An 11823-nucleotide genomic window follows, 5' to 3' on the forward strand; every position below is an offset into this window, starting at 1 on the left:
AATAAACCCTCTAAAATTTTTTTAATCTATCTTGTTTATCCTTAAGCGAAGTCTCAATTTTCTTCTCAAGTTTAACATAATCATTACTGGAAAAAGGAACTTCTTCTTTTTTGAGCAGCATTTTCTTAAAGATTGATTTAAAAGAATCTTTCTTAGAAAAATTATTAATCTTGCTAAGCTTAAGTTTTAAATCTTCTAATTCTTCTTCAGATTTAATCTCTTTGAGTAAAGTAGAAGAATTGCTGGAAACTAAAAATATATAAACATTATCTAATATGTTTATAATTCTTATTGAGTTTTTAACATCTATCTCGTAAAAAACAAGCTCCTTAATCAAATCAGAATTTTGTTCATATTTGCTTTTTTTTGAATAAAAAATCAATTTTTTAAATAAAAAAAAGATAAAAAAAGCAATAAGCAAAAATAAAACTATCTTAACCAAATCCGAAATATTAAAAAGAGAAATTGCCTGAGTACTATCATTGTTAGTAAGATTTGCCTTATCCCCTTCAAAGATTGGCAAGCTAGATTCATTTTCTAAATCAGCAGATACTAAATTTACTTGCTTTTGTGAATTAGCATATGTAAAAAAATTAGAAAACGCTAAAAAAACTAAAAATAAAAACTTATTATTCATTTTTAGTTTTAATTATCTCAGTAATTCTAACTCCAAAATTTTCGTCAATTACAACTACTTCTCCCCTGGCAACTATTTTACCGTTTACTAAAATATCTACAGGCTCACCGGCAAGTTTATCAAGAGTAATAATCGTGCCTTCAGACATTCCAAGTATATCCTTTATTTTGCGCTCTGTTCTTCCAAGTTCTACAGTAAGCTGCATAGAAACATCCATTAAAAGCCCAAAATTACTAGGATCAACTCCTTCTGGTAAAGTATCAATTAAATCGGGAAGCTTAACCCCCTTTATTTCCGGCTTTTCTACATTATCACTTTTTTCATCTACACTCATAATTTAACCTCTTAATAATTTAAGTTATAATAAATAAAATAACTATCACTCAACCTCTTCTGTAAGCTCTTTTAATAAATCAAAACCTTTTATATCTCCAATTTTTTCTGTAATTTGTACTGAAATTTTATTGCCCATTAAACCCATTCTACATTTAAACTTTTCTTTAGTACCAACTTTTAAAGTTAAATCTTTATTTATTAGAGAAGATTCAAGATTTAAAACATCACCTTTGTCAAGCGATAAAATTTCTCTTACCTTCAGTTTAACTTCCCCTATTTCTGCTACCAAAGGCATCGCCGTATTTTCTAACTTTTCACGCAAAGCATCAAGATTTTCACTAGTGGTTCCAACCCCAATCAAAGAATGCCAATATCTTGTTGATAATTTTGAAACAATAGGTTCTATAGTAATATAAGGCAAACAAAAATTCATAAGCCCTTCCACCTTTCCTATTTTAACCTCAAGAGTTACTAAAATAATCATTTCTGTAGGGGGAACTATTTGAGCAAACTGTGGATTGACCTCAATATGCCCAAATCTTGGCCTTAGATCAACTACTTGAGACCAAGCCTCTCTCATATTAGCAAGTATACGAATAATAACACTTTCCATGACAGACTGCTCAATTTCTGTTAAATCTCTACTTTTATCTTTAATCGTATCTCCATCTCCCCCAAAAAGCCTATCTACTATAGCAAATGCTATGGTTGGATCAACTTCAAAAATAGCAGATCCTTTAAGTGGATCCATGTTTATTATTGCTAAAGTTGTGGGGTTAGGTATTGACCTAATAAACTCTTCATAAGTTAATTGGTCAACTGAAGCCACATGAACATGAACCATTTTCCTTAAAAGAGCAGAAAGTGAGGTTGTAGTATACCTAGCAAATGCCTCATGAAAACTTGAAACTGTTCTAACCTGTTCTTTTGAAAATTTATCTGGTCTTTTAAAGTCATATACCTTAACTTTTTGCTTTTTGCCTGTAGGACTAGATATAACATTAGAAAGGGATTCGTCTAACGATAAACTTTCAGATGAGTTGATAGACTCTAAAAGGCTATCTATATCGTCTTGAGATAAAGCTCCTGGATTGTTTGCCATTTAAAATTCCTTTAAATTTATTACATTATTACATATCAAAAATATCAATTTGGGTTAATGCTATTTCTTTTATTTCTCCATTTCTAAGAATACTATTAATTCTTGCCTTAATTTCTGCTTTTATTTGACTTTCGTTCTTTATTTCTTGACCAGTTCTTTGACTAAAATATTCTCTAATAATATCTTTTAAGCGCACTTTTTGTCTTCCAAGTTCATTAAGAATATTAACATTATTCTCTGCATACCCTAAAGCAAGCTTTACAACAAAAGTTTTTGGAGGAACATCTAAAGTATTACCCCTAATCTCATCTATACTTTCATACCATATAAGCATAGGCGGCTTTCCTAAGTATTCATTAGAAAAAACTGGGAAATCGCTAGGAGCTCCACTTTGGCTTACTACCATTTTAGATACAAAATAAGAAACAATTATCATTATTGCAACAGTAAATATTCCTATTGCAAGTATCTGCAAAATTTTTATTATAATATCAGGTAACAAACCACCTTTTCTACCAACATTAGAATCTCCCACATCTAAATTTTCATCGTCATTATTTGGCATAATAAAATTCCTCCTATTAATTTTTTATCTACAGTTTAAAAAACTATTACTGCGTAATTTCTTTAGGAAAACTTAAAGATGCATCCGTAGTAATTAATATATCAATTCTTCTATTATAAGCTCTGCCCTCAGGAGTATCGTCTGTTGCAATAGGTCTACTTCCGCCAAAACCAGCTACTTCAAACTTATTTTCAATGCTTTTAACATTAGATTGATCTAAATAATTCAAAATATGTTCTAGCATATTAACAGATCTTGCAGTAGAAAGCTCCCAATTGTTTTTCCAAGGCCCATTTACATCAGTGTCAATATTATCTGTATGCCCTTCTATTTTAAAATTATAGCCTCTAGAACTTAAAACCCCAATAAAAGATGCTATTTTTTGAATAGAATCTCTATTGTCTTCAAGCTTAACATCTGCACTAGCAGAATCAAAGAATGCATCTGCTGCAAGAGATATCACAATACCCCGCTCTTCCTGTCTAACTATAATATTTTTAGACTGGATTTTCTCAATAAATTCAATCATAGATTTATTTTTAGCAGTCTGGGATGCTTGTTTATTGCGCACAGTAGAAGGTAAAGACATAAAACTATTACTCAAATAAGATAATTTATTAAAATCTAAAGTTTTACCACCTTTAAAAAATCCTGCACCCGTGAAAGAAGCAGACATTATCCTTATCACATTTTCTTGAAAAATAATATCATTTAATGAAAACATTGTAACAAAAAATACAAGCAGCAAAGTAACCATGTCCCCATAAGTCACCATATAATCTGGAGATCCTTCATCACATTTTAAAGGCTTTTTAATTCGCAAAGCCATTATTCACCTCCAATACTATTACCAAGATGACTTCGATCTTTGGGAGTTAAAAAAGTCATCAATTTTTGCTCTAAAATTCTAGGATTGTCTCCGGACTGGATTGATAAAACACCCTCAATTATCATTGTCTTTACTGCAGCTTCCTCAGAATCAATCTTTTCCAACTTAAGTTGGACAGGAATAAACATTAAATTTGCCATTATGGTTCCATAAAGAGTTGTAATAAGAGCAACAGCCATAGAAGAGCCAAGCGCAGACTTGTCCTCTAGATTACCAAGAAGAGCTACAAGTCCAATAAGAGTACCCGTCATACCAAAAGCAGGGGCAAGCTTTGCCCAAGTCTTAAAAAGATCTGAACCGACTTTATGTCTTTCTTGCATTTGATCAAGCTCTAAATAAAGCATAGTTCTAATTACTTCGGGATCTGCACCATCAACAACGAGTCTCATTCCTGACTTAAAAAATGGATCATTAATTTGTTCAAGCTCGTCATCAAGAGACAAAAGACCTTCTTTTCTAGCCTTTTCTGAAAGCTCTACTAATATTTTTATAATAGAAATTTTGGCATAAGAATTTCTTCTAAAGAAAAAACCTAAATACGTTGGAATTTTTTTTACAGCAATAACTTCTGAAGAAGCCATAAGAGCAGAAAAAGATCCAACAACGGTAATAAAAACAGAACTTAAATCCCAAAAAACACCAAGTCCTGTGGGAGTAAATGCCATGGAAATTAAAATAGCCCCAAATCCAACTCCCCACCCAATTATACTAGCTAAATTCATAATTCAACGCCCCCATTTCCTTCTCTTACAATTTTTTCAAAAGAAGCAACTTCTTTCCTATACAACTTAATCCTATTGATCACCTCTTCAACTTTTTCTTTTACAATCAACTTCTTACCGTTCATAAGAAGAATTGTAGTATCAGGATTAGCTTCAATACTTTCAATATGACAAGGATTTAAATAATATCCAAAACCATTAAGCTTAGTTACAAAAATCATATTTTAAAAAACAATCTTGACTTAATTTTTCAATCTTACAAGTTCTTGCAATAATTGATCAGAAGTAGTAATAGTTTTAGCATTTGCCTGAAATCCTCTTTGAGTAACTATCATATCTGTAAACTGCTCTGCAAGATCAACATTAGCCATTTCTAAAACACCAGATCTAATATCACCAAGTCCAGCAAGCCCAGTTTCGCCTATTCTAGCTTGACCTGAATTGCTTGTTTCTACAAAATTAGTATCGCCTGATTTTGCAAGTCCTCCGGGATTCATAAAAGAAGCAAGAGCAATCTTGCCAAGATCTCGCCTTATTCCATTTGAATAAATACCAACTATGACACCATTTTGATCAATTTCATAATTTTCCATATATCCCATGCCATATCCATCTTGAATAATAGCCTTTGTGCTACTAGAATCAGCAAATTGAGTGATTGAATCGGTGTAGCTCCCAACTGTTCCTAATTTCAAATTTACAGTTTGCTGCTCACCAACTTCACCTACATTTGCTCCTGAAACATTAAATGTTATAGGAATTTGGAGAATATCTCCTTTTTGGCTTGGTTGCCCATTTAAAGTTGCCAATGCTCCTTCATTGTCAAACCCAAGTGTAAAATTTGAATTTTGCTCACCATTTATTAACACTGTTGCATTCCATAAATTAGGAGTATTTAAATCTTTTACAACCCTAAGTTCAAGAACACTAACATTTCCAAAACTGTCATACAATGACTTATTAACAACCCAAGTTCCACGTGCAATATCTGCCGAACTTGCACCTTCTTGAATTACAGGCAATCTCTTATCAAGGTTACAAGCAAAAGTAACATTTTTGGTAGATCTTGCTCCCTCTTTATCTCCAATTGGAATAATTAGATCTTCAACATCAGAAGCTGTATTGATAACCTTTTCACCTTCTAAATCTCTTGCCATCCAACCTTGAATTCGCATTCCATTTGCAGGATTTACAAGATGTCGATCAGAGTCCACATCAAAAGCACCAGCTCTTGTATAAAACAAATTTTTACCTTCTTTTAAAATGAAAAATCCATTACCACTAACCCCAAGATCAGATGCTTTTTGAGTACTTTGAAAAGCCCCTTGGGTGTGAATAGTGTCAATTGCGGCAACATTCATGCCTAACCCAACTTGCTTAGGATTAGTCCCCCCACGAGTATCAGTAGGGCGAGAAGCTCCAGAAATAGACTGCGATATCATATCCTGAAAATTTACTCTTCCCTTTTTAAAACCAATTGTATTTACATTAGCAATGTTATTACCAACAACATCCATTCTTGTTTGATGATTCTGAAGTCCAGAAACACCAGAATATAAAGACCTCATCATATAATTACTCCTCCAAACCTACCGATAATATGTTTTTATATACATAATAATTACCATTAACCATAATTTGGGGTATTGCGCCTGTCTTAATGTTTGTGACACGACCTTTAACAATCTCCCCATCACCATGCTGAAATTTAATCACTTTGCCTAACAAATCCAAATCTTTTCTTATTTCTAAAGAAGATGAAAGTTTTTCAAATGACTTGCTCATATTGGCCATTTGCTCAAGAGACGAAAATTGCGCCATTTGAGCAATAAATTCTTTATCCTTCATTGGATTTGTAGGATCTTGATACCTAAGCTGAGTAATGAGCAACTTTAAAAAATCGTCCTTACCAAGGTTAACCTTATTAGCTACATTGTCAACCTTAAAATCTGATCCTTTTTTAATTTTATTACTAATAGTCAAATTAGAAACACTTTCAATACCATTCATTTTACTCATTTAACTTCACCTTCTAAACAATCAAATTAATATTCTTATCTACATCGTAAGAAAATTCAACTTCTTCTTCAATTTGAAAAAATTTATTATAACCAAAATAAAAATTTTGATCCTTAGAATCATCTTTAAAATTTTTAGAAAAAGAATTTAAATTTTCGCCTGCAAGAAAAAGATTTAAGCTGGCATTAAAACCACTCTCACCAAGCATTTTATTTAATGAATGCATATTTTGGTCAAAAAGCATTTTAACATTTTGATTATCCACTATGATCTTTCCCAATAAATTATTATTAGAATCAAGGTTTAAATTAATTCGTATACTACCAAGCTCTTTGGGCTTTAAAACCAACTTAATCTCTCCTGTATTATTCGATTTTAACACAATTTTAGCTTTATCCACAATATTTTTATTAATCTTTAAATTCCACTCTGGCTTTAAACTGTTGACAAAATCAAAACTATCAACCTCTTTAGAGCTTTTTATATTATAATTGGTAAATTCTTCAACAAAACCTTTTAAAGAATCGTCCGATATTTCTTTAACCTTATACCTACCAACAAAATTTTGACCATCAATTGTATTTAAGCTAAACTTTGAAAAAACAAAATCATTATGATAATCATTGTTTTTCTTAAAATTTTTTACATCAATATTAATAACATTTTCTTCTTTCTTTTCATCATTCAAACTGACATGACTATTATAATTAATCAAAGCAGTTGAAGAATCAAAACCTAAAAAAGAACTTAAATCATTAAAAGCCAAACAAAGTCTTTCAATTTTTTCAAAAAATTTTTCTTTACTTAAAAGATCAAAATTATCAAAATTAAACGTTAAATTTTCTTTAATATTTAAACCTTCAAAATCTAAAAAAACATTCATTCTAGCAATCAAGGATTTCAAATCAGAAACAAAAGCCTCATTATCAAGTTTTTTTAAAAAAAAAGATTTATTTAAAGGCGATTTTTTTAAATTTTTAGCAATAAGTCCATTATCTTTAAAAAAATTTAAAAAATCAAATATCATAAATTTTGCTTTAGCTAATTTCTTAGATTCAAAAGACATAATATTAAAAAAAGAACCCGTATTCTCTCTAGACTCCGTTTTAGAAACATTTGAATTTAATCCTTTAATTGTATTCAAGAGATTAAATTTATTGCCATAAGCTTTACTTAAATTTAATAAATTACTCATATAAGCACTACTCCAATGAACTAACAGACATTTTTCTAATCAATATAGCAGCTTTCTTAGCATCCATAAGAGACAACCAATAAGGAACAATTGAAATACGACCTTCTTTTTTAGAAAGCTCTTCAATTTTTCGCATATAAGATATTGCAAGCTCAGGATTTAAATCCTCAAGCCGCTTAACAGCATCTTCTGGCGGCATATTCATTAAGTATACAGCTGTTTGTAAAATATTTGCTTCCTCGTCATTATATTTATTTATAATGTCATCTATTACCTTTTGTTTTAAATCCAAATCTTTCTGCTTTTGCTTAAGCTCAAATTCAAGCTTATTTAAACTGTCTTCTCTTAATTTTAGATCTTCTTTAAGCTTTTCAATCTGCTGATTCTTAATATCAATAGCTTCCCTTTCCTTAATAAGTCTAGCTTCATCAAGAATTATATTAGAATTATGATCAAAGACTAGAGAAGTTTCTCCTAAAAACTTAGTTCTTATAAACTTAGGGAAATATCTCTTAGTATTATACATTCCAAGAAAATCAATAGAGAATAATACAAAGAAAAACAAAATAACAATTAAACATAACAAAAAAAATGCCCTAAAAAAAAACGATAAAAAATTACTCACTTTCAATCCTCAGATTTTGACAAACTTTATAATTTACATACTCATCTAGCAATAAGCTTTCCTTCTTTTCTCTATTTCTAATTATAGAATTATTTAAAGTTTTTATTAATATCTTAATCTTTTTTTCTTCCCTATACTTATTCACATAAGTATCATAACACTCATTATAATTTTTTCTAAGTTTTTCAAGAATTTTAAAATTTTGTTTTTTTTTATAATTTAAACAGTCTATATAACCTCTTATAAAAAGATCATCGGGACTATTCAAGCTTTTTAAAATATTGGGAATTTCATCTGAAAACTGATTTATTTTTGAAATTTTTTTATTTACATCCATTAAGTCTCTCTCACTTAACTTTCGATAGTAAGTTCTAATGGTTAATATTCTATTAAGCTTTTGTTTTCTAAAGTTTAAATCATTCAAAATAATATTTCCCTTATTTCATCTTCTAAATTTTCAAAATCAAATGTCTCATTTATTCCTTGAGAAATAAAATCAATAATCTTAGGATACTTGGAAATTGCAAAATCAACATCCTTATTGGATCCTTTAAGATAAATCCCAGTTCTAACAAGATCTTCATAATCTTTATAAACAGATAATAAATTTCTGGCTTTCATTATTAATTTTTGTTTTTCTAAACTCATTATTCTATGAACAGATCTTGACGTTGAACTAAGAACATTTATAGAGGGATAAATCCCTCTATCAAACAAATCTCTATCTAAAATAATATGACCATCCAAAACAGCCTTAATATTATCGACTACAGGCTCTGTAAAATCATCCCCCTCAACAAGAACAGTATAAAACCCAGTAACACTTCCGCCATTACCATTAAACCCTGATCTCTCAAGTAAAATTGGGATTTCAAAAAAAACAGAAGGGGGGTAGCCTTTAGCTACTGGAGGTTCTCCTAAGGAAAGAGACATCTCCCTTTTAGCATTTGCAAACCTAGTAATAGAGTCAAAAAGCAAAGCAACATCTTTGCCTTGCTCCCTAAAGTATTCTGCTATCATAGTAGCAACATAAGCTCCCTTATACCTTGATATGGGTGATTCATCAGAAGTTGAAACAACTAAAACACTTTTTTTTAAACGCTCCTCACCAAGTTCATGTTCAATAAACTCATTAAGCTCTCGACCCCTTTCCCCAATAAAAGCAATAACGTTCACATCTGCATTTGAATTTTTTGCAATCATAGCAAGCAAAGTAGACTTACCAACACCAGCACCAGAAAAAATACCAACTCTTTGCCCTTTAGCAACTGGTAAAAATCCGTCAAGAACCTTAACCCCTGTTAATATTTGCTCTTCAAAAATACTTCTATTAATTGGATTAATTTTTTCAAAAATTAACTCTTTATATCTATTGTTTAAAAATGCCCCTTTATTATCAATAGGCCTACCAAGAGAATCAATAACTCTTCCTAAAAGCTCATCACTGAGATTTATTTCTAGCCCTTTGTTTAAAGAATAGACTTTATTTCCAACTTCAATCCCACTAAATCCTTCATAGGCCATAAGACTAACATAAGGACCATTAAATCCCAAAACCTCAGCACATACTTTTTTATTATTTCTTTGATCAATTAAACACAAATCTCCAACGGCACACTGAGGTCCCAAACTTTCAACTAAAAGACCTTTTATCTTTTGCACTCTACCAACAAAAGATACAGTTTCAATATCATCTACTTGTCTTAAATAATCTTCAAAAAAATTGCTCACTAAAATTCCTTTGGATATTTAACTTAACAATGAAAAATTTTTAAACTTTTCCTCTATTTTATCAAGCTGAGAAGAAATACGCGCATCAATCTCTCCAAAATTAGTTTCAATTATACAGCCGCCTTTGCCTATGTTGGGATCTTCTATGATTTCTAAGTTTTCTATAACATCAAACCTAGAAATAAAATCACTCTTTTTATGTCTAACAATATCTAAATCATCAAGATTTACACGAATAGTAATCTGTGTTTTATCTTTTACCCTTTTCAACACTTCATTAACATTTTCTAAGACAATGTCTTTTTGAGAATCTGTAATTTTCTTAATAACCTTAATTGCAATTTGCATGACAAGACTTACTATCTGGCCACCCGATGATTCAAGAATACCTTTTCTTTCGGCAATTAAAGTTGCTATTATACTATGCAATTTCCTCATAACTTTGTCAAAATCTTCAAAACCGCTTTCATAACCTTTACTATATCCCTCTTGCCTACCCTTAGCTATTGCTATCTCAAGATCTGTTTTTAATTTTTCTTCATACTCTCTTACCAATCTTTCAATCTCAGCATTAGATTCAGCCTCAATAGATTCCTTCTTATTAATAGCTTCTCTTTGTAAAAGATCTGCTTCTTGCTTGGCTGCTTCCAGCACTTCATTGGCTTTTATCTTAGCTTCTTCAATAAGCCTCTTAGACTCAATTTGGACTTCTTCTTTGGCAAGTTCTTGTCTTTTAGCAAGCTCTTCTTCAAGTCGTAATTTTTCATCTCTTAGAAATTGCAACTCTTCTTTAAGATTGGTAATTTGACTGTCTATGTCGTAAACCTTACCTTCTTTCTCCTTAATTTCTAAAGATTCAAAAACAGGCTTTGCTATCTCAACAAATTCAAACTTTACTGAATTATCAACTTCTGACGATTTATATAAAACCTTAGGCAAACAAAACTCCTTTATCAGACAAGCACATCTTCTTCACCGCCTCTTGAAATAACTATTTCTCCCTGTTCTTCTAATTTTCTAATAAGAGAAACAATTTTTTGCTGGGATTCTTCAACGTCTTTTCGCCTAGTAGGCCCCAAAAATTCCATATCTTCCTTAAGCATTGAAGCTGCTCTTTTGGACATGTTTTTGAAAATTTTTTCTTGGACAGGAATATCTACAGATTTTAAAGCTTTTGCTAATTCTTGACCATCTATTTCTCTTAAAACCCTTTGTATAGATCTGTCATCAAGCAAAACTATATCTTCAAATACAAACATCTTCTTCTTAATTTCTTCCGCAAGCTCTGGATCTTCCTCTTCAAGAGACTCAATAATAAACTTTTCTGTCTTTCTATCAGCCATATTAATTATCTCAACAACATTGTCAACCCCTCCTGCTGATGTGTAATCTTCTGAAGAAAGAGAAGCTAGTTTTTTCTCAAGAACTCTCTCAACCTCTCTTACAACCTCAGGAGAAGTTCTATCCATTAATGCAATTCTTCTTGCAACATTGGTTTGTACCTCTGTAGGCAAACTAGAAAGAATAAAAGAAGCCTTTTGGGGATCAAGATATGAAAGTATTAAAGCAATTGTTTGAGGATGTTCTTGTTGAATAAAGTTTAAAATATTTGCAGGATCTGCTCTTCTAACAAATTCAAAAGGCCTAGACTGTAAAGCAGACCCCAAATTATTAATAATGTCAACTGCTTTTTGAGTCCCAAGAGATTTTTCAAGAAGCTCTCTTGCATAATCAATTCCACCCTTTTGAATAAATTCTTGAGCCATCATTAATTCTTTAAACTCTAAAAGAACATTATCTTTAAGCTCAGAAGTAATTGTCTCAAGCTTTGCTATCTCAAATGTCAAAGACTCTATCTCTTCTTGAGAAAGATACTTAAACACTTTAGAAGAGATTTCAGAACCTATTGAAACCAACAAAATAGCAGCCTTTTGCTTACCTGTTAAAGCAGAAACATCAAGAATCTCCTTTTCTTTTTTTTCTTCCATATCAATTACTACCT

15 protein-coding genes are annotated in these 11823 nt (G+C 30.9%); all 15 read right to left on the reverse strand.

What is annotated here, in order from left to right; all coding sequences use genetic code 11:
• Positions 1–10: 10 nt before the first annotated feature.
• The 15 genes from BVAVS116_RS01370 to fliG are packed head-to-tail and all read right to left on the reverse strand — an operon-like array spanning position 11 to position 11809.
• The gene (locus tag BVAVS116_RS01370; RefSeq protein WP_006068449.1) at positions 11–637 is read right to left on the reverse strand and encodes a flagella biosynthesis regulatory protein FliZ; all 627 of its coding nucleotides are present in this window, start codon (positions 635–637) and stop codon (positions 11–13) included.
• Positions 630–971, reverse strand: coding sequence for a flagellar motor switch protein FliN (fliN, locus tag BVAVS116_RS01375; RefSeq protein WP_006068512.1), 342 nt, complete (start codon positions 969–971; stop codon positions 630–632). The genes BVAVS116_RS01370 and fliN overlap by 8 nt, the downstream gene beginning before the upstream one ends.
• 45 nt (positions 972–1016) lie before the next feature.
• Positions 1017–2075 (reverse strand): flagellar motor switch protein FliM, encoded by a 1059-nt coding sequence (fliM, locus tag BVAVS116_RS01380; protein ID WP_006068597.1) that lies wholly within the window; start codon positions 2073–2075, stop codon positions 1017–1019.
• Between the two features lie 28 nt (positions 2076–2103).
• A complete protein-coding gene (fliL, locus tag BVAVS116_RS01385) occupies positions 2104–2640 on the reverse strand; it encodes a flagellar basal body-associated protein FliL (RefSeq protein ID WP_006068741.1) in 537 nt (178 codons plus the stop codon).
• A gap of 46 nt (positions 2641–2686) precedes the next feature.
• Positions 2687–3469, reverse strand: coding sequence for a flagellar motor protein MotB (gene motB / locus BVAVS116_RS01390; protein WP_006068885.1), 783 nt, complete (start codon positions 3467–3469; stop codon positions 2687–2689).
• On the reverse strand, positions 3469–4251 hold the full coding sequence (locus BVAVS116_RS01395) for a motility protein A (protein WP_006068939.1): 783 nt from the start codon (positions 4249–4251) through the stop codon (positions 3469–3471). Before BVAVS116_RS01395 ends, motB begins: the two co-directional genes overlap by 1 nt.
• Positions 4248–4472: a flagellar FlbD family protein gene (locus BVAVS116_RS01400; protein WP_006068923.1), complete on the reverse strand. Its 225-nt coding sequence runs from the start codon at positions 4470–4472 to the stop codon at positions 4248–4250. Before BVAVS116_RS01400 ends, BVAVS116_RS01395 begins: the two co-directional genes overlap by 4 nt.
• 21 nt (positions 4473–4493) lie before the next feature.
• On the reverse strand, positions 4494–5822 hold the full coding sequence (gene flgE / locus BVAVS116_RS01405; protein ID WP_006068907.1) for a flagellar hook protein FlgE: 1329 nt from the start codon (positions 5820–5822) through the stop codon (positions 4494–4496).
• Positions 5823–5826: 4 nt separating this feature from the next.
• Positions 5827–6270, reverse strand: coding sequence for a flagellar hook assembly protein FlgD (gene flgD, locus BVAVS116_RS01410; RefSeq protein ID WP_006068434.1), 444 nt, complete (start codon positions 6268–6270; stop codon positions 5827–5829).
• A gap of 13 nt (positions 6271–6283) precedes the next feature.
• Entirely contained in the window at positions 6284–7465 is a 1182-nt protein-coding gene (locus tag BVAVS116_RS01415) for a flagellar hook-length control protein FliK (protein WP_006068250.1), read from the reverse strand.
• A 7-nt stretch (positions 7466–7472) separates the two neighbouring features.
• The gene (locus BVAVS116_RS01420; RefSeq protein ID WP_006068503.1) at positions 7473–8090 is read right to left on the reverse strand and encodes a periplasmic-type flagellar collar protein FlbB; all 618 of its coding nucleotides are present in this window, start codon (positions 8088–8090) and stop codon (positions 7473–7475) included.
• Entirely contained in the window at positions 8083–8514 is a 432-nt protein-coding gene (locus tag BVAVS116_RS01425) for a flagellar FliJ family protein (protein ID WP_006068888.1), read from the reverse strand. The genes BVAVS116_RS01420 and BVAVS116_RS01425 overlap by 8 nt, the downstream gene beginning before the upstream one ends.
• Complete coding sequence (locus tag BVAVS116_RS01430) at positions 8511–9821, reverse strand: FliI/YscN family ATPase (protein ID WP_006068418.1); 1311 nt, start codon at positions 9819–9821, stop codon at positions 8511–8513. The genes BVAVS116_RS01425 and BVAVS116_RS01430 overlap by 4 nt, the downstream gene beginning before the upstream one ends.
• An 18-nt stretch (positions 9822–9839) precedes the next feature.
• Complete coding sequence (fliH, locus tag BVAVS116_RS01435) at positions 9840–10760, reverse strand: flagellar assembly protein FliH (protein WP_006068554.1); 921 nt, start codon at positions 10758–10760, stop codon at positions 9840–9842.
• Between the two features lie 14 nt (positions 10761–10774).
• Complete coding sequence (gene fliG, locus BVAVS116_RS01440) at positions 10775–11809, reverse strand: flagellar motor switch protein FliG (RefSeq protein WP_002556889.1); 1035 nt, start codon at positions 11807–11809, stop codon at positions 10775–10777.
• Between the last annotated feature and the right edge of the window lie 14 nt (positions 11810–11823).

It is taken from the genome of Borreliella valaisiana VS116, from assembly GCF_000170955.2.
Taxonomy (GTDB): Bacteria; Spirochaetota; Spirochaetia; order Borreliales; family Borreliaceae; genus Borreliella; species Borreliella valaisiana.

Coding starts and splice junctions, on each gene's coding strand:
- flgE (WP_006068907.1), bottom strand. CDS start 5,822: ATGATGAGGTCTTTATATTCTGGTGTTTCTGGACTTCAGAATCATCAA.
- fliM (WP_006068597.1), bottom strand. CDS start 2,075: ATGGCAAACAATCCAGGAGCTTTATCTCAAGACGATATAGATAGCCTT.
- BVAVS116_RS01395 (WP_006068939.1), bottom strand. CDS start 4,251: ATGAATTTAGCTAGTATAATTGGGTGGGGAGTTGGATTTGGGGCTATT.
- fliN (WP_006068512.1), bottom strand. CDS start 971: ATGAGTGTAGATGAAAAAAGTGATAATGTAGAAAAGCCGGAAATAAAG.
- flgD (WP_006068434.1), bottom strand. CDS start 6,270: ATGAGTAAAATGAATGGTATTGAAAGTGTTTCTAATTTGACTATTAGT.
- BVAVS116_RS01400 (WP_006068923.1), bottom strand. CDS start 4,472: ATGATTTTTGTAACTAAGCTTAATGGTTTTGGATATTATTTAAATCCT.
- fliL (WP_006068741.1), bottom strand. CDS start 2,640: ATGCCAAATAATGACGATGAAAATTTAGATGTGGGAGATTCTAATGTT.
- BVAVS116_RS01370 (WP_006068449.1), bottom strand. CDS start 637: ATGAATAATAAGTTTTTATTTTTAGTTTTTTTAGCGTTTTCTAATTTT.
- fliG (WP_002556889.1), bottom strand. CDS start 11,809: ATGGAAGAAAAAAAAGAAAAGGAGATTCTTGATGTTTCTGCTTTAACA.
- BVAVS116_RS01415 (WP_006068250.1), bottom strand. CDS start 7,465: ATGAGTAATTTATTAAATTTAAGTAAAGCTTATGGCAATAAATTTAAT.
- motB (WP_006068885.1), bottom strand. CDS start 3,469: ATGGCTTTGCGAATTAAAAAGCCTTTAAAATGTGATGAAGGATCTCCA.